Origin of the sequence: Thermococcus sp., from assembly GCF_026988555.1 — an archaeon.
Lineage (GTDB): Archaea > Methanobacteriota_B > Thermococci > Thermococcales > Thermococcaceae > Thermococcus.
Genome location: NZ_JALSLB010000036.1, coordinates 1 through 16,703, shown reverse-complemented (window position 1 = coordinate 16,703; position 16,703 = coordinate 1). Strand labels below are relative to the sequence as shown.

The following is a 16,703-nucleotide window of genomic DNA, read 5'->3' as shown; positions in this document are numbered from 1 at the left end:
CTCTCACCTCCGCCGTCCCCACATGCGCATCCTTGTCCTCATCTTGACCCTCATGGCCTCCCTCTCATCGACATCCTCGCGTATCTCCCTACCGGTCAGGTGCAAGAAGACGTCGTTGAGAGTCGGTCTGTGATACGTCACCTCAAGGATTTTGATTCCACCGCGGGATGCGAGCTCAAAGAGCCTTGGCAGTGCCCCAGCGGCGTTCTCAACGTCGAGCCTCACCCTGCCATCCGGCAGTAGTTTGCACCCCCTGATGAAGTTCGCCTTGAGGCACCTGAGCTCCTCAGGAGCTTTGATTCTGAGGTATATCACGTCGTTGTCGATCAGCCCCTTCAGTTCATCCGCCGTTCCCTCAGCTATTATCTTCCCGTGATCCATTATGGCTATCCTGTCGGCGAGCATCTCGGCCTCGTCCATGTAATGGGTGGTGAGGAAGACCGTCATGTCATGCTCCTCCTTCATGGCCCGGATGTAGTCCCATATGTGGGCCCTCGTCTGTGGATCTAGGCCGATTGTGGGCTCGTCAAGGAAGAGCACCTCTGGTTCATGAAGGAGCGAGCGCGCTATCTCAAGCCGCCTCTGCATACCGCCGCTGAAGGTCTTGACCTGTCTGTCCCTGAAGCCCCACAGCTCAACGAACTTCAGGAGCCTCTCTATCTTGTCTTTGAGTTCGTTTCCGCCCAGACCGTATATCCTGCCGTGGATAAACATGTTCTCATAGGCGGTGAGCTCGCTGTCCAGACTCATGTCTTGAAAGACGATACCGATTTTTCTTCCCACCGCGTCAGGCTCCTCCACGACGTCATGGCCAGCAACGGTCGCTCCACCAGAAGTGGGTTTCAAGAGAGTCGTTAGAACGTGAACGGTGGTCGTCTTCCCAGCCCCGTTCGGCCCCAGAAAGCGAAGATCTCGCCCCGTTTAACCCCGAACGAGATTCCTCTGACGGCCTCAAAGTCACCGTATCTCTTAACGAGGTTCTCAACTTCAATCGCGTTCATCAGACCACCTCATACTTCTCCGGCCAGTTGTTGCGCCTGAACCTCTCGCCGTGCTCCTCGCGGAAGACAAACTTAAGACCGTATTTCTTTTTGAAAGGCAGTTTTAGAGAATTGTAGAGGAAAACGAGCGCCGGGTGCTTTACAGGCCTTTCAACGGGCCTCAACGCGCCGGTTGGACACGCCTGGACGCAGATGTAGCACTTTCTGCAGTTCTCGGGGTTTACCATGAAGGGCCTGAGACGGACTTTGTATTTGACCCCGAAGAGGCTCACCTTCATTGGCACGACTTCCCAGATCTTATCGCTGAAAGGACAGACGAAGATGCACTCTTCCCCGCCTCCGCAGAGAGGGTAGTGTATAACCAGTGGAGCTGTATCCTTCATCTCCTTATAGTACCCCCTCCAGTCGGGTGCATCATTCATCTCCCTCACCTTCCGGGATCTCGCCGAGGAGGATGAGCCTTACCCTCTTCGTGAACTCAGCAAATTCCTTTATGAGTGCCCGTCTCTGTTCGTCCGTGAGCCGCTCGACGGAGTTGAACACTTCCTTAAGCGCCTCCCCCAGATCCCTCCCACCGAGCCGCGAAAACTCCCTGAAGCGGTTGAGCAGCTCCATAACCTCCCTGAGCTCTTCCCCATGTTCCCTCAGGTATTCGTTCCCCTTCTCCGTCGCCATGTAGAGACGCTTTTCCCTCTTCCCTCCCCCCGTTATCTCAATGAGACCGGAACGCCTCAGAGAAGCGAGTATGGGGTAAACGGTCCCTGGACTAGGGTGTGGAATTCCGTATGTTTTTTCAAGTTCCGCCATTATCCCGTAGCCATGCATGGGCTTCTCAGAGAGCATCTTGAGTATGAGCAGCTTTAGATGTCCTTTGTATTTGGGTCTCTCCATGATGATCACCGATGTATCGGTCGATAGATAACTTAAAAACCTTGCGGTTCCATCAAATTATTTTTAAACCTCCCCACGTTCTTATCTAGAGGTGATGCTCATGCTGGACATAAAGCTCATCCGCGAAAATCCCGAGGTAGTGAAGAACGACCTCCTGAAGCGTGGGGAGATGGAGAAGCTCAAATGGGTTGACGAGATCCTGGAACTTGATGCGAGGTGGCGTGAGGACCTCAGAAAGATCAATCAGCTGAGAAAAGAGCGCAACCGGCTGGCGATTGAAATAGGCAAACGCAAGAAGGCAGGTGAAACCATAGATGACCTCCTCGCAAAGAGCACTGAGATAGTGAGGGGGATAGAGGAGCTTGAAAAGGAAGTCGAGGAGCTCAAGAAGAGGATCGACTACTACCTCTGGCGTCTGCCGAACATCACCCACGAGAGTGTTCCGGTTGGAAAGGACGATACCGAGAACGTCCCGATAAGGTTCTGGGGTAAGGCCAAGGTGTGGAAAGGATTCATGGACACGTTCCTTGAGGAAAGCCTTGGGAAGATGGAGTACGAGACCTTGGAATGGAGGCCGAAGCTTCACGTTGACCTGCTTGAACTTTTGAAAGGTGCCGATCTTGAGCGTGCTGCAAAGGTCAGTGGTGCGCGCTTTTATTACCTCATGAACGAGCTCGTCATACTGGATCTGGCCCTTGTTAGGTTCGCACTCGACAGACTCATCGAGAAGGGCTTTACACCTGTCGTACCCCCATATATGGTTCACCGCTTCGTTGAGGAGGGTGTCACGAGCTTCGACGACTTCGCAGACGTCATATACAAAGTTGAAGGAGAGGACCTCTATCTCATACCAACCGCCGAGCATCCCCTCGCCGGCCTTCACGCCAACGAGATAATCGAGGGAAAGGACCTTCCGTTGTTGTACGTTGGTTTCTCCCCGTGCTTCAGGAAGGAGGCCGGAACAGCAGGAAAGGACACAAAGGGAATCTTCCGCGTTCACCAGTTCCACAAGGTCGAGCAATTCGTCTATTCTCGCCCGGAGGAGAGCTGGGAATGGCACGAGAAGCTCATAGCCAACGCTGAAGAGATATTCCAGGCTCTGGAGATACCCTACCGCATCGTGAACATCTGCACCGGCGATCTCGGCTACGTTGCGGCAAAGAAGTACGACATCGAGGCATGGATGGCGGGTCAGGGCAAGTTCAGGGAGGTCGTCAGCGCAAGCAACTGCACCGGCTGGCAGGCCAGAAGACTGAACATCCGCTACCGCGACAAGACCCACGAGAAGCCCAAGTTCGTCCACACTCTCAACTCGACGGCAATAGCAACGTCGAGGGCAATCGTTGCCATCCTCGAGAATCACCAGACAGCAGAGGGCGTCGTAAAGCTCCCAAAGGCCATCTGGAAGTACACGGGCTTCAAGGAGATTCTGCCGGCTTACATGAAGGAGAGGTGCTGTGAGAATTGAACACCCTCTTTCCCTGTTCTCTCATATTCCACCGCGCTCCCTTACCTTCCTCCTCACGTCTGGGTCGCGGTCGGCTATGAGCTTCAGAGCCTCCTCAAAGCTCATCCAGTCCGGCACTTCCTCGTTGATGTAGATGCCGGTCCTTCCGATGGCGTCCCTCCTCGTGAGAACATGGACACGCTCGGTAACGATGTCTGTGCTCACTCCTAAAACTCTCGCCACCTCGCTTTCCCGCCCGACGACTTCCCTCTCGATGTGGCCCCTCTCCGTTGGGATTATGAGGATGAGCTTTTTATTAACGCCGGGAGCGCGCTCCTTGGTTTTGACCCCCCACAGGTCTATCGCTCCACCCCAGCGGTAGAAGTCGAGCTCCCTGTCGGTCGGCTCTATTAATGGAAACGTCACGGTCGTTTCCTCGTCTATCTCGATTACTCCCTTGATGAGGTGCCAGGGCGTCGCCATAACTATCTTCCTTCTCCTGACGAGGCCTTCCAGAGCCAACTCAATAAGATAGCCCGGCGCCCTGATAGGTATGAAGATGTCTATGTCGCTGTCCCTCCTCACGTCGCCCCGCGCGACGCTGCCGTACAACAGGGGGTCAAAAACGGCCAGTTTCCTCATTATCTGGAGTGCCTTCTTCCTCTTCTCCCGAAGGTACCTCCATCGCTTCGGGGAATAGATGACCCCCCTCTCATCCCATATCCTAACGACCTTCTCCCTTGGCATCGGCTCATACTCCTACCTAAACTTTTAAATCTCTACCGATAGCGTTTTATATGGAGCTACCAAGTTCATGGTGGTGAAAAAAATGCCGGTACTTGGATTCAACATAACGAAGATCGAGATGGGAAAAGAGGGCGTGGGCACCGTTTCGGGACAGGTTGAAGTCAGACTCTCTCCCAGGGTCACCGAGATGAGACTCGGCGAGATACGCACCCCCACGGGAAAGATGAACGGTATTGAGGTTCTGTTCAGGTACGAGATAGAGTACAATCCCAGGATAGCGGCCGGAGCCATAGAGGGAGTTATCCTCTACGTGCCACCTCAAAAGTACAAGATAGACGAGATACTGAACCTCTGGGAAGATGAAAAGAAGATGGAGTCACTGACGTTCGCCGAGATAGTCAACTTCATCACCAAGGAAGTCTCACCTCTGCTCATGATCATGGCCAAGGAGATGCGTCTCCCATATCATGTCCCGATTCCAAGGGTCGAGGTCAAGAGCCAGTCGTGACCAGACCCCCGAACATTTCCCTTTTACCGATGCCAACATAGGCACCAGCCGGTTTACTCGTAGATGCCCTCGGCCCTGTGGAGCAGCTCCATGATTCTTTCGACATCGGGGATTACTATAAGGGCCTTTTCGGCTATGTCCAGGGCACGGGACTGCTTTCCACGGGAGAGGTAGTACTCAACAAGTTCGATCTTCTCCAAGACCTCACCGTCACCCCGTTCCGAGGCGAACTTCTTGAGTACGGCAAGCCGCACCCTCGTCTTGGGTTCAAGGCCCGTAAGCATTTCCAGGGCCCTTTTGTACGCCTGAAATCCTTCCTCCAATTTCCCCACGCCTATAAGGGCCTCAGCTAATTCAACCAGCTTTTTAGAAGCGCTTTCTTCATTCCCAGTCGAACGATAGCTCTTCACGAGCTGGTTCAGCATCTTCACAGTGTTGATTCCAATGAGCTTAGCCCTACTGGTGTTTCTCGCCAGAAGGTAAGCGTACTGGGCCTTGACAAGGAGGGTAGTGGTCTTTGGAAGGTCTCCGGAGGAGTAGGCCAGTTTTCCAGCTTTTTCGTAGTTCTTCGCCGCAGTATCCATCATCTCGATGAAATGGATGTCGTATCCAAAGATGGCGTGGATGAATGCGGCGAGGCGGTAAAACGCATCGGCGGCCTTTTCAACATCACCCCTCTCAAGCCGTTCCTCGGCAAGTTGACCATAGAGGGTTATCATCGTCTCGGAGATCCGCTTATATCCTTCCTCGTTGCCTATCATCCTGTAGTATATGTAGGCGATTTCATAAGCTTTGGCGGCCATGGACACGTCGGCGTTGTCCTTGTATGCCTCGGCCAGGTCTTCATATATCGTGGTGAACTCTTCCACGTATTTAATCAAGTTCCTTTCGTCTTTAAGGGCTAGGAATATTTCAAGAACGTTCGTGCAGTACTCATCCAGGAGATCAATGTCAACCTCTGGCTTGGCCAGTTCGGAGTCTATCATATCCAAGTAGAGATACGCGCTTTTAAGGAGAGAGGGGCGGGCCTTTTCAACGGATCCTATTTTCTTCACAAGGAGCAGTCCAAGGTACTTGTACAGCCTGGCGGCGTCCTCTTTCATTCCCTCGCTCTCGTATCCTTTCGCCGCTCTGAGAAGCAGTTTAAGGCCATCTTTTATTTCACCCTCGCTGAACCTTTTGAATGCCAGATGTTCCATGTCCTCAGGAGATCCAAGTCCGATATCCTCCTCCAAATTCCCCACCCCGTGTGATTGAAATCACATTATCTTTGAATCCCCATTATTTAAGTCTTGTCTATGCCCACACTATCCTGTACCCAGCTGCTTTTCTAAGTCGGTTCATGACCGCAAAGCCCAGGCCCTTTTCATCCACACCCTCGGCAATTATGATGTCAACATCCCGTTTGTCCAGCTCCCTGAGTGCTCTGAACACGTTCCTAGCAACCTCCACATCGGTGCTTCCAAGGTGCACAAACTCGTCGGCATCGTACTCCCTGGTGGCCATAACACCCACCCTAAGGCCCCTCGAACGGTACTCCTCCACCAGCATAGTTACCCTATCCCTGACCCTATCCCTGGGCCCCTCGACCAGAATCACCTGCGCGTTTGGGGAGTAGTGCCTGTACTTCATACCCGGGGCCCTAGCAACCTCCACCAGCTCTCCCCTGACCGCCGGGTGTATCCGAACCTCACCGATTACCCCCTCTATCTCTTCCAGGGGCAGACCCCCAGGACGGAGCAGGGTGGGTTTTTCTGAGCTCAGATCGAGCACCGTTGATTCGACCCCTATGCGTGTTTCCCCTGCATCTATTATGCACTCTATCCTGCCGTAGAAGTCGTCAACCACGTGCTCCGCTAGGGTCGGACTGGGCTTTCCGCTTATGTTCGCAGATGGAGCTGCCACCGGTGTGCTTTCCCGTATCAGGGCAAGTGCAATTGGATGAGCGGGCATCCTTACGGCCACGGTGTCCAGGCCCCCGGTGGTGACGTCGGGAACACCCTCTCCGCGGGGGAGAACCAGCGTAAGCGGTCCAGGCCAGAACTTCCGAGCCAGAACTTTCGCCTCCCCCGGCACGTCCCTCGCAAGCAGGTAAAGGTCGTCAAAACGCGCTATATGGACTATAAGCGGATTGTCTGCGGGCCTTCCCTTGGCCTCAAAGATCCTCCTGACGGCTTTTTCGTTGAGGGCGTCTGCCCCAAGGCCGTAGACGGTTTCAGTGGGGAAGGCAACCAGTTTGCCATCCAGTATGAACCTGACGGCCACGGCAAGCTTCCTCTCGTCAATTCCGTCTCGCATGTTGATTACAACCGTCACCATCTCACCAGCATCATCCCGAAAAAATGGAGTTAAAAACTTTATCCAACGAGCTCACGGTAAATGCCCTCGATCGCAGAGGCCGCCCTCTCCCAGCGATATGCTTCCACGACGTTTTTCCCGATGCTCCCCATCTTTCTATTTGATTTTGGTTCCAGGAGGACACTGACCGCATTAAGAAGTTCATCAAACGTCTGAAACAGCAAACCGTTCTTTCCGCCCCGGATGAGTTCTGGCACACCTCCAACGGCCCGTCCGACCACAGGCACATTAAAGCTGTTGGCCTCAAGGACGACCAGTCCAAAGCCCTCCCTGCTGGAGGGGAGCACGAGGAGGAGGGTCTTAGAGAGCACCTCCCCCACATCGTCCCGATACCCAAGGAAGCGTACGTTGTTCGGGGCAGCTTTCTCGAGTCTCTTTCTGAGAGGACCGTCACCCACGATCAGGAACCCACGATCAGGAAAGTGCCTGGCAAGTTCTATAAAGGTTTCAGGAGATTTATACTCCCGGAGGGCACCTATAAAAGTTACGTAACGTCTTCTCCTGAGGTTCCTTCCCCGTTTCATGTGTTTTATTCCGTTGGGGATTACTCTGATACCGCCTACCCCCAACCTTGCCGCGATCTTCGCAAGCTCATGACTCACCGTTACAACCCTATCCGCTGCCTTCAGGCTCTTAACTACGTAAAACCTGCCCAGGGTCAGTGTGGCGGTGTGCTGAAGGTCGCTGCCATGGGCGGTTATCACCAGCGGCTTCCTTATTCTGGGTTTGGCCAGGGCTGCGGCGTAGCTGGTGGTCCCCACAAAATGAGCGTGCACGAGATCAAAGTCATACAGGGAATCGAGCTCCAAGATCTTCCGTGCCCCCAGAAGGGCAAAAACCGTCCCCCTTAGTCCATAGACCGGCGGAACGTTCACCTGATGAACCAGCCCCTCTTCCCATTTTCGAACTTTAACCGGCCCGTAGGTGAGCACATGAACCTCATGCCTCACACGGAGCTCTTTTACCAGATTGTCCAGATGCGTTGCGACTCCCCCGCCGTGTGGGGGATAATGACCTACCATTAGAATTCTCATTTTGACCGGGCTAAGTAGGTAAAGGGGCTAAAAAGGGTTATGGTCCCCTATGGCCCCCACCGTTTCTGTGCCATGGGCTGTGGCCCTTCCTAACACTGGACGGCATCTTTTCCTTTATCTGATGAAGCTCCTGCAGAACCGTTTCAAACTGCCCGGCGTTCAGGGCGTTCTCAGCCTGCGAGAGCAGGGCCTCCAGCGAACTAACATCATAGCCGTGGGTCTTCAGATAATCCAGGATCTCCTTCATCCACTGGAGTTTCGTCGATAGGCGCAGCTTCGGAGATCCCTGGAACACCGTGTTCATGGCCCTGTGGACCTCCAGCATTACGGAGTCCGCCATAAAGGCCGCTTTAACCGCTAGAAGGTATGCCTCCGTGCTATCACCTGAGTTGTAGGCATCCCACGCCCTTGAGATATACCTCCGGGCGTTCTCCAGGTTCTTTCGGGCATACGGCAGGTTCAGGCCATCGAGGTACCGCTCCGCCCGCCGGGTTCTGTTCTGGACATCAACCAAAACCTCATAGGTCCTTCCCATGCTCCCGGGTGAGATTCTGTCTATTCTAACGGAGGGTATCCCTCCAAAGTGTGTACTGAACCATTCCTCCAGTTGCTTCCGCTCAATGGGAAACATGGGATTCAAGGAGTTTTCGCTGACACTCGCAATGTATGTGAGGTTCCTTGGAAGGCCGACCATCTCAAACACATCCAACGTCTCGTTGATGTGCTGCGGACCGGTCAAAACAAGAAGCCAGCCCTTTCCCAGCTGCATCCCACTGTAGTAACGGAGGTAGTGTTGCATAGCGAGTACGTCATGGCCGTTGACCACCACAACACCCTGGATCTTGCTGAGCTGACCGGGAAACTCCATCTTAAGATACTCCACAACAGCGAGATTGGTTCCGTATCTATCGGCCCCGTACAAGCGCTCGTATGGAATGCCGAAATCATTCAGATCCTGCGTGTACTCGTTCACGACCGCGACCGGTCCCCCTATTATGATAACCTTATCCGGCCCGGCCGTTAGAACTTCGGCGCTTACAGTGGCGTTGTAGTTGCCCCAGGGAGCAACCACGAGCTTCGCCCCGAGGAGGGTCGCTACACCCCTCGCCAGCGCATAGTCGGCCTCATTATCGCTCACCAAGATTACGAGGTTTGAATCGGATGCACTCACTGGGTGCCAAAAGGCCAGCGGGGCCAGTACGATGAACATGACCAGGAAGAGAGCGGCGAATTTTCCACTTAACATACTTCTACCCTCCTGCAAAATAACGAAAGCGGCATATTTAAGCCTTTTTCATGAAACCATTCCGTCAGGTTTGAAACTGGAGGAAGACGGCCGCGGTGAAGGGGCGGAAGTTTAAGGAACGTTTAGAACCGTTCACCCCCGTTTAAAAACCCCATTGAAAAGGTATTCCGCGTATTCGTGGAGTCTCAGACCCCTCCTCTTGGCGAGCCTTCCCAGGATTTTCTGGGCCCCGCTTCCGTACTGGGCCGCCTTTTTTTCCCGTTTCACCACCCATTCTGGAAGGCCCAGCCGGAGGGCGGTTCTGCGGAGGATGAGCTTTCGGGTGTCACCGCGTATCTTAAACTCAAGGGGCGTTTTCAGCGCGGTCTGCACAACGGGCAGGGAGAGGAACGGGAAGCGGCCCTCAACACCGTTCAACATGGTGATCTTATCGTCCCTGGCAAGGTTCCTCTCACTCAAGTTCCGCAGATCCTCCTCCATCAGGCTGGGGTCCCCAACGTACTTGGCGTAGCCACCGAAGAGCTCGTCTGCACCGCCGCCGCTGAGGAGCACCTTAACCCCATCAGCACTGGCGAGCTTTGTGGCGAAGTACAGGGGAAGACCTATGGCAAGGTTCATCGCGCTGGGTTCTTCAATGGCGAAGATCACCCTTTCAACAGCTTCTTTGACGTCTTCTTCGTCGAAGAGGCGTTCCCTAAGCGGAAGTCCAAGGGCGTCACTGACCCTGCGGGCCCACGTCACGTCCGGGCTCTCCTCCACCCCCGCGGTGTACAGGACAACATCGGAGTATTTCGACGCCAGTAGCGCAACTACCGAACTATCCAACCCCCCGGAGAAGAGGACACCCGTTTTTCTGCCTACCCTCCCCTTAACCGAAGGTTCAATGGTTTTTACAAGGGCCAGCTCAGCCCTCTCTATGCTGGGGTAGGTTTTCCCAACCGCTCTCAGTTCAAACACCTTTCTCCTTTCGACCCCCGTTCGGGATATCCTCACAACTTCTCCAGGCCGAACGGCTATGGCTTCCTCCCCAATGGCCCAGAGAACCTTCTTCTCCGAGGCAAAGAAACCTCCCCGGGAGTAATAGAGGGGCCTTATGCCGAGGGGATCCCGGAAGAGATAGATGTCCCTCCCGTCGCTCAGCCCCACAGCGTAGTCCCCATCCAGGAGCCCCATAGATTTCCTTATCGCGGACTCGATTCCCAACCCGTTCTCCAGCAGGTACTCGATAAGGCGAAGTATGACCTCGCTGTCAACATCACTCTCAAACGAGACCTCTCTGCCCATTAACCAAGACCGTAGGGGACGGTGATTGTATACCTCCCCGTTGTGCACGAGAACCAGACGATTGAAAAAAGGCTGCATAAACTCCTTGGAACCCGTCATTGCAAGCCTGCACTGAAGAAGCCCTATACTACCGTCGGGTATCTCACCAACCTCGGAGAAGTCCTCACTTTTGAGGACACCGCCGTCGGTCCAAACACCGAAGCTATCCCCTCCCCTGTGCTTTCCGGCGTTGATCATCGCGATGAACTTTCCCCGGATGCCCTCACCGATTCCCCCTGCCACCAGACACATGGTTTATCCCCCTCAAACTTGGCAACCCAACAGAAAAGCCTTGCCCGTTCCTCCATGAAAACGTTTTCAAAAAAGGGACACTCACATGAAAGAAGACTGAAAAAGTGGAGATACAAATGAATCAGCGCTGGGGGGGTCTAATAGGCGCCCCCCAGAACTTTTGCCTTAAGGCCGGAGATCCTGGCCACTTCCTTAGCCAAGTCCATGTAGGCCTCCGCGCCCTTGGAGGTGGGCCTGTACTCCACGACCGGGACGCCCTCCAGGGTGGCCTCCCTGACCGAGGGATCCTCTGGAATAACCGCAAGTAGCGGAACCTCCATCACCTCCTCCGCCACGTCGGGGGGGATATCGTTGTCACTCCTCCCGTAACGATTGAGTACGAAACCCAAGATAACCAAACCCGCCTTTTTGAGGACTATACCAACCTTCATCGTGTCGGTTATGCACGAGATCTCCGGGTTCGTGACCAAGAGAACCTCATCACCACTCAGCATCGCGTTCATAGCGTCCATCTGAAGGCCCGCGGGACAGTCGATCAGAACGAAGTCAAACTGGGCCTTGAGCTTCTTTATGTTCTCAGGGAGCTTTCTGGGGTCCGCCCTGATGACGTGCTCCCAGTCGATCGCGGCCGGGATCAAGTGGACGTTTTCAAAAGCTGTAGCGTATATCGAATCGGTTATCTCAGCCCTACCAGCCAGTACATCATGAATAGTTATGCTGGCATCGTCTATACCCATCACAAGACTGAGGTTGGCCATGGTTAAGTCAGCATCAATCGCCAGAACCTTGAACCCCATCTTGCCCAGGGCTATTGAGAGGTTAGCGGTAGTGGTGGTTTTCCCGGTGCCTCCCTTGCCGGAAGCAATGGATATAAGACGCCCCATTTTCCCACCGTACCCATATCTTGCTAAACCTTTATGAACCTTTAGTTAAAGAGTTCCCAGAGGACAGAGAAATTCATATTTCTGGGGTGAGAGAGATGAAAGTTTTTGTCGCTGACACGAGCGTTATAGTTGACGGGAGGCTTACACAGTTCCTCTCAGCACTCGGGGAGGAAGCTAAGGTTGTCATCCCCGAGTCGGTTGTCGCCGAGATCGAGCATCAGGCAAATGAGGGAAAGGCTATAGGCCACACCGGCCTTGAAGAGCTCAAAAAGCTCCGTGATATGGCCGAGAGAGGAGAGTTAACCCTCGAGTTCTACGGTGGGAGGCCGGAGCTATGGCAGATACGACGTGCAAAAGCAGGTGAGATCGATCACATGGTTAGGGAAGTCGCCCAGGCTCTCGGTGCCACACTGATAACCGGGGACAGGGTCCAAAGGGACGTCGCCATCGCAAAGGGCATCGACGTGGTGTACCTCTACGCAAAAAGGGAGCTACGCCACAAACTGGAGGACTTCTTCGACGAGACCACTATGAGCGTTCACCTGAAGGGAGGGATGCCTCCCGTTGCCAAGAAGGGGAAACCCGGGGAGTGGCAACTCGTTACAATACGAAAGGAATCCCTCATGGATGAAGAGTTACACGAGATAGCGGATGACATCGTTGAGCGAGCGAAGCGAGACCCAGAGTCTTTCATCGAACTCGACGAACCGGGGGCGACGGTTGTCCAGCTCAGGAACTACCGCATAGTCATCGCCAAGCCACCCTTCGCGGACAGAATCGAGATAACCGCAGTCAGACCTGTTAAAAAGCTGAACATAGAGGACTACGAGCTGAGCGAGAAGCTCCTTGAGAGGCTGAAAGACAAAGCGGAGGGCATCCTTATAGCGGGAGCACCGGGTGAGGGCAAGACAACCTTCGCCCAGGCCTTGGCCGAGTGGTACGCAGGGATGGGTAGGGTCGTCAAGACGATGGAGAAGCCGAGGGACCTGCAGGTGGGCGAGGAGATAACCCAGTACACCGCTTTGAACGGCAGGATGGAGCTCACCGGCGACATACTGCTCCTCGTCAGACCGGACTACACGATATTCGACGAGATGAGAAAAACCAGCGACTTCAAGATATATGCCGATTTGAGGCTCGCGGGGGTTGGTATGGTCGGAGTTGTTCACGCGACGAAGCCGATAGACGCTATCCAGCGCTTCATCGGAAGGGTGGAGCTCGGAATGATACCGCAGATAACCGATACCGTCATCTTCATAAAGGCGGGCCGCGTTTCGAAGGTCCTGACGCTCGAGTACCTTGTCAAGGTGCCCAGTGGCATGAAGGAGGAGGACCTGGCCAGGCCCGTGATAGAGGTTCGCGATTTCGAGACCGGCGAGCTGGAGTACGAGATATACACCTACGGCGAAGAGGTCAGCATCGTCCCGGTCAGAAGGGAGGAGAAATCCCCGGCATTTAAACTAGCGGAGAGGCGACTCAAGCAGGAGATAAAGAAGTTCCTGCCCGATGTCTACGCCGAGGTGGAGGTAGTCAGCCCGCACAAGGCGATAGTCTACGCGGACGAGTTCGATATCCCTGCAATAATCGGCAAGAAGGGCAAGAGAATTACCGAACTGGAGAAGAGAATCGGCATAAGCATCGACGTCAAAAGCTTCGCCGAGCGCGAGGCAGAGAAGCCAAAGGAGAAGATACCGGTTGAGGTCGAGGAGAAGAAGAAAACCATAGTCTTCCACGTCTCGCCGGACTACGCGAAGAGGCCGCTCAAGTTCTACGGCGGTGAGCAGTATGTCTTCACCGCAACGCCCAGCAAGAAGGGTCTCGTGAAGGTGAGCAAGAGCACGCCCATAGGAAAAGAGCTGAAAAGACTCATAGAAGCAGGGATACCCATCTGGGCCAGTACGTAAACCTTTTAACTTCTCTTTATGATCTCCCTACAACTGCACGGGGGATGGCATTATGGAGCTCTGGGATGATGGGCTCTTCTGGGCCCTGTTCATAGGTGGACTGCTCTCGTATCTCCTTGGCGTTTTAGTTTCAGGACACACCTTAGCGTTTCTAATTGGAGACCTCCTGTGGCTGAGTGCCTTCGTTTACCTGACAGTCAAATTCCTTCAGAAGAACTTTGGAAAGCCCCAGTCCGGTTGAGACAGACTTTTAAACCCTAACTCCCTTTCCATCTTCGGTGGTGTTCATGAGGTACGATGTCGTCATAATCCCCGAGAGCTTTCACCGCTTTGACAAGCACACTATGGAGCACATCTGCGTTCCAATCGTCATTGAAGACAGAAGCTACGATATAGCCATGGAGGCAGTGGATGGCATTGATAGGTTCATCAGGGCGAACTTTAAGGCAAGTGTTGAGGAGCTGGATGGTGATGAGTGCGACGTCCTCTACAGGAAGTACATCATTGAGAAGGACGGGAAAAAGGGAACCGTCCACATCAAACTGAGGAAAATCGCGGAGAACTGCCCGTCGATAGAGGGAAACCGCGGTTCGATCCTTGAGTTTGAGAGGGACGTTGATTGTATAGTGAGGGTGATAGAGGAGTGCCTCGCCTAGGTCAGTTGCGGGGGTAGTCATCACACATCAGCTAGCGAAATCCTCATCATCGTAAGGACCGTAGGACACTTTTCCTTTAACTTTTGAGGGGTGAGGAAATGCTCGTTCTGGCATCGGCTTCACCGAGGCGGCGGGAGATACTCGCCAGGTTCATACGGGAGTTCGAGGTTATTCCAAGCAATGCGAGCGAGGAGTGCAGCATAGAAAACCCCGCCGAGTACACGCTCGAGCTGGCCAGGAGGAAAGCCAGGGAGGTGTACGACCGCGTGGGCGGAACCGTTATCGGTGCCGACACCGTCGTCAGCATAGACGGCCACATCCTCGGCAAACCCTGGAGCAGAGAGGAGGCCTTCGAGATGCTCCGGCTCCTCAGCGGGAGGGTCCACAGGGTCACAACGGGCTACTGCATAATCCATGAGGGCCGGGAGATTTCGGGGGTTGCCGTTACGGAGGTCAAGTTCCGCGAGCTGGACGACGACATCATCTGGGCGTACATCGACACCGGCGAGCCTATGGACAAGGCCGGGGCCTACGGCATACAGGGGAAGGCGGCCCTCTTCGTCGAGTGGATCCGCGGGGACTACTACAACGTCGTCGGGTTCCCCATTGAGATAATCTGGAAGCTGGGGGAGCTGGGATTTGAGGTCCTATCACATTAAGGTTCCTTGTTTTTTGTTTTGGGGTTCTGTTCAGGTCCGGTTGTAGGTTTAGGTCTCCCTCCTGCTTTGGAGGGGTCGATTTTACTGGTTTTTTGATTGTAACTTCCTGGCGCACTAATTTGAACTAATGTAACGAATTTTCTTCGGGGTTTGGAACAGGGCCGTTTAATAAATTGGTTCTGCTTAAATACTGTTAAAATCGTTTCCTTTTACCATTGGTGCCTTTGTCTGTTTCTATTTGTCGTTTTCTGCATTATCTGAGACCCGGAAATCGTGTGTATGCTTTTGCTCATCAGCAGTTCGGGCTTTTCCGCTTTCGTGTTTTCAATGTTCGAGTTATTTAATGGCTTATTTTCGAGCCCCCTGGGAACTTCCTTTGGAGGGATTTCCAGAAAGATTTAAATATTGGAACGTTCTTAGGACTTTACAGGGCAAACGGGCCAAAATTTCGCCCTGTTGCAATAAGACTCTAGGAGAATTGAAACCCACGCGCCTGCACGCGAACAAGATAATGCACGTCAAGTTGCAATAAGACTCTAGGAGAATTGAAACCTCTTCTTCCCGGGCAATGATTTTTCTCATTTCCTCAGGTTGCAATAAGACTCTAGGAGAATTGAAACCGTCTTGTTCTACAGCCCGTATTCATACGACCCCACAAGTTGCAATAAGACTCTAGGAGAATTGAAACAACGAACAACGAAACCATCACCCTGCAGCGTTTCAACAGGTTGCAATAAGACTCTAGGAGAATTGAAACAAGCGTCGTTTCTCCCTGTTCGGCTTTGGAGGTGATTGGTTGCAATAAGACTCTAGGAGAATTGAAACCTCAGGGAAATTGGGGCATTATATGCGTTAGATATAGGTTGCAATAAGACTCTAGGAGAATTGAAACTATTTATAGTGTCGGTTACTCCCACTTCAAACACCGTTGCAATAAGACTCTAGGAGAATTGAAACCTTTTTGAGTAAAAACACTCAAGCCGGTTAGGGTTGGGGGTTGCAATAAGACTCTAGGAGAATTGAAACGAGAAGTACTTTGTGCTCAAAGACTTTAGAGTTACTCAGGTTGCAATAAGACTCTAGGAGAATTGAAACGGCTTTGTCATGGTTGCGATAGTCCTGAACTTCCTCGTTGCAATAAGACTCTAGGAGAATTGAAACCTACTGCAACAATGAGAGTGGAGATAAGAGCATACGGTTGCAATAAGACTCTAGGAGAATTGAAACGATGTTCAGTTTACAGAACCTTAGCCCGCTCCTAAGCCTCGTTGCAATAAGACTCTAGGAGAATTGAAACTCACAACACTCAACGTAGTAATTAGCTGTAGGCTCTCGTTGCAATAAGACTCTAGGAGAATTGAAACATAAGCTTTATGATGTCTCTCGCCTGTCTTGCTCCTGTTGCAATAAGACTCTAGGAGAATTGAAACATTAGCTTCATTCTTCATCCTCTCCCTGCTCTTCTAGTTGCAATAAGACTCTAGGAGAATTGAAACGCAACGATTATATGATTATTTACCAGCTTGGAAAGTGTTGCAATAAGACTCTAGGAGAATTGAAACAGTACCATCAAAAATTTTTATCCCGAGAGATTTTTTATGTTGCAATAAGACTCTAGGAGAATTGAAACTCTTACCAGTCAGCCCAATCAACAACTGTTGAAGAAAGTTGCAATAAGACTCTAGGAGAATTGAAACATAGTACATCTCTTAGTGTATAACTTGCCATCTTGCTGTTGCAATAAGACTCTAGGAGAATTGAAACCTAAATAAGGCAGGTAAATAAATCAGTAG

Annotated in this window: 15 protein-coding genes, 1 pseudogene and 1 CRISPR repeat array; of the genes and pseudogenes, 6 read left to right on the top strand and 10 right to left on the bottom strand. The window is 52.8% G+C overall.

The annotated features are described in order from the left end of the window. Positions 1-3: 3 nt before the first annotated feature. The 3 genes and pseudogenes from MVK60_RS05200 to MVK60_RS05190 all read right to left on the bottom strand — a co-directional run bounded on the left by MVK60_RS05200 (position 4) and on the right by MVK60_RS05190 (position 1,892). Positions 4-1,001 (bottom strand): annotated as a pseudogene (locus tag MVK60_RS05200) (ATP-binding cassette domain-containing protein). Continuing rightward, the gene (locus MVK60_RS05195) at positions 1,001-1,423 is read right to left on the bottom strand and encodes a ferredoxin family protein (RefSeq protein ID WP_297437158.1); all 423 of its coding nucleotides are present in this window, start codon (positions 1,421-1,423) and stop codon (positions 1,001-1,003) included. Before MVK60_RS05195 ends, MVK60_RS05200 begins: the two are co-directional and overlap by 1 nt. Beyond that, entirely contained in the window at positions 1,416-1,892 is a 477-nt protein-coding gene (locus MVK60_RS05190) for a PadR family transcriptional regulator (RefSeq protein ID WP_297437230.1), read from the bottom strand. Before MVK60_RS05190 ends, MVK60_RS05195 begins: the two co-directional genes overlap by 8 nt. A 100-nt stretch (positions 1,893-1,992) precedes the next feature. Between MVK60_RS05190 and serS the strand changes: the two genes are divergently transcribed. Next, positions 1,993-3,360 carry a serine--tRNA ligase gene (gene serS / locus MVK60_RS05185; protein ID WP_297437228.1) on the top strand — a complete coding sequence of 456 codons (1,368 nt, stop codon included), beginning with the start codon at positions 1,993-1,995 and terminating at the stop codon, positions 3,358-3,360. Between the two features lie 21 nt (positions 3,361-3,381). Here the strand turns inward: serS and MVK60_RS05180 are convergent, their stop codons facing one another. After that, the gene (locus MVK60_RS05180; protein ID WP_297437156.1) at positions 3,382-4,086 is read right to left on the bottom strand and encodes a nucleotidyltransferase domain-containing protein; all 705 of its coding nucleotides are present in this window, start codon (positions 4,084-4,086) and stop codon (positions 3,382-3,384) included. An 82-nt stretch (positions 4,087-4,168) separates the two neighbouring features. On the opposite strand from MVK60_RS05180, the gene MVK60_RS05175 reads away from it, so the two are divergent. After that, positions 4,169-4,594, top strand: coding sequence for a hypothetical protein (locus MVK60_RS05175; RefSeq protein WP_297437225.1), 426 nt, complete (start codon positions 4,169-4,171; stop codon positions 4,592-4,594). 53 nt (positions 4,595-4,647) lie between these two features. Here MVK60_RS05175 and MVK60_RS05170 read toward each other — a convergent pair whose 3' ends face one another. The 6 genes from MVK60_RS05170 to minD form a co-directional block, all read right to left on the bottom strand. Continuing rightward, on the bottom strand, positions 4,648-5,829 hold the full coding sequence (locus MVK60_RS05170) for a hypothetical protein (protein WP_297437154.1): 1,182 nt from the start codon (positions 5,827-5,829) through the stop codon (positions 4,648-4,650). A 61-nt stretch (positions 5,830-5,890) separates the two neighbouring features. Further along, positions 5,891-6,910: an L-threonylcarbamoyladenylate synthase gene (locus MVK60_RS05165; RefSeq protein ID WP_297437223.1), complete on the bottom strand. Its 1,020-nt coding sequence runs from the start codon at positions 6,908-6,910 to the stop codon at positions 5,891-5,893. A 41-nt stretch (positions 6,911-6,951) separates the two neighbouring features. Further along, the gene (locus MVK60_RS05160; protein WP_297437152.1) at positions 6,952-7,986 is read right to left on the bottom strand and encodes a glycosyltransferase family 4 protein; all 1,035 of its coding nucleotides are present in this window, start codon (positions 7,984-7,986) and stop codon (positions 6,952-6,954) included. A gap of 37 nt (positions 7,987-8,023) precedes the next feature. Further along, a complete protein-coding gene (locus MVK60_RS05155; RefSeq protein ID WP_297437150.1) occupies positions 8,024-9,232 on the bottom strand; it encodes a hypothetical protein in 1,209 nt (402 codons plus the stop codon). 132 nt (positions 9,233-9,364) lie between these two features. Continuing rightward, positions 9,365-10,807 carry an asparagine synthase-related protein gene (locus MVK60_RS05150; protein WP_297437148.1) on the bottom strand — a complete coding sequence of 481 codons (1,443 nt, stop codon included), beginning with the start codon at positions 10,805-10,807 and terminating at the stop codon, positions 9,365-9,367. 137 nt (positions 10,808-10,944) lie between these two features. Next, on the bottom strand, positions 10,945-11,691 hold the full coding sequence (gene minD, locus MVK60_RS05145; protein ID WP_297437146.1) for a cell division ATPase MinD: 747 nt from the start codon (positions 11,689-11,691) through the stop codon (positions 10,945-10,947). Positions 11,692-11,786: 95 nt separating this feature from the next. Here minD and MVK60_RS05140 point away from each other — a divergent pair, with 95 nt between their 5' ends. From MVK60_RS05140 to MVK60_RS05125, 4 genes are all read left to right on the top strand, one after another. Then, positions 11,787-13,595, top strand: a complete 1,809-nt coding sequence (locus tag MVK60_RS05140) for a PINc/VapC family ATPase (RefSeq protein ID WP_297437144.1) — start codon at positions 11,787-11,789, stop codon at positions 13,593-13,595. A 52-nt stretch (positions 13,596-13,647) separates the two neighbouring features. Continuing rightward, entirely contained in the window at positions 13,648-13,836 is a 189-nt protein-coding gene (locus MVK60_RS05135; RefSeq protein ID WP_297437142.1) for a hypothetical protein, read from the top strand. A 46-nt stretch (positions 13,837-13,882) separates the two neighbouring features. Next, positions 13,883-14,251 carry a hypothetical protein gene (locus MVK60_RS05130; RefSeq protein ID WP_297437221.1) on the top strand — a complete coding sequence of 123 codons (369 nt, stop codon included), beginning with the start codon at positions 13,883-13,885 and terminating at the stop codon, positions 14,249-14,251. 98 nt (positions 14,252-14,349) lie between these two features. Then, the gene (locus tag MVK60_RS05125) at positions 14,350-14,910 is read left to right on the top strand and encodes a Maf-like protein (protein WP_297437140.1); all 561 of its coding nucleotides are present in this window, start codon (positions 14,350-14,352) and stop codon (positions 14,908-14,910) included. A gap of 455 nt (positions 14,911-15,365) precedes the next feature. Beyond that, positions 15,366-16,674: a CRISPR direct-repeat array (repeat unit 30 nt; unit sequence GTTGCAATAAGACTCTAGGAGAATTGAAAC). Between the last annotated feature and the right edge of the window lie 29 nt (positions 16,675-16,703).

Excerpts from the sequence above, each read along its gene's own strand:
- MVK60_RS05195 (WP_297437158.1), bottom strand. The coding sequence starts at position 1,423 with ATGAATGATGCACCCGACTGGAGGGGGTACTATAAGGAGATGAAGGAT.
- MVK60_RS05190 (WP_297437230.1), bottom strand. The coding sequence starts at position 1,892 with ATGGAGAGACCCAAATACAAAGGACATCTAAAGCTGCTCATACTCAAG.
- serS (WP_297437228.1), top strand. The coding sequence starts at position 1,993 with ATGCTGGACATAAAGCTCATCCGCGAAAATCCCGAGGTAGTGAAGAAC.
- MVK60_RS05180 (WP_297437156.1), bottom strand. The coding sequence starts at position 4,086 with ATGCCAAGGGAGAAGGTCGTTAGGATATGGGATGAGAGGGGGGTCATC.
- MVK60_RS05175 (WP_297437225.1), top strand. The coding sequence starts at position 4,169 with ATGCCGGTACTTGGATTCAACATAACGAAGATCGAGATGGGAAAAGAG.
- MVK60_RS05160 (WP_297437152.1), bottom strand. The coding sequence starts at position 7,986 with ATGAGAATTCTAATGGTAGGTCATTATCCCCCACACGGCGGGGGAGTC.
- MVK60_RS05155 (WP_297437150.1), bottom strand. The coding sequence starts at position 9,232 with ATGTTAAGTGGAAAATTCGCCGCTCTCTTCCTGGTCATGTTCATCGTA.
- MVK60_RS05150 (WP_297437148.1), bottom strand. The coding sequence starts at position 10,807 with ATGTGTCTGGTGGCAGGGGGAATCGGTGAGGGCATCCGGGGAAAGTTC.
- minD (WP_297437146.1), bottom strand. The coding sequence starts at position 11,691 with ATGGGGCGTCTTATATCCATTGCTTCCGGCAAGGGAGGCACCGGGAAA.
- MVK60_RS05140 (WP_297437144.1), top strand. The coding sequence starts at position 11,787 with ATGAAAGTTTTTGTCGCTGACACGAGCGTTATAGTTGACGGGAGGCTT.
- MVK60_RS05135 (WP_297437142.1), top strand. The coding sequence starts at position 13,648 with ATGGAGCTCTGGGATGATGGGCTCTTCTGGGCCCTGTTCATAGGTGGA.
- MVK60_RS05130 (WP_297437221.1), top strand. The coding sequence starts at position 13,883 with ATGAGGTACGATGTCGTCATAATCCCCGAGAGCTTTCACCGCTTTGAC.
- MVK60_RS05125 (WP_297437140.1), top strand. The coding sequence starts at position 14,350 with ATGCTCGTTCTGGCATCGGCTTCACCGAGGCGGCGGGAGATACTCGCC.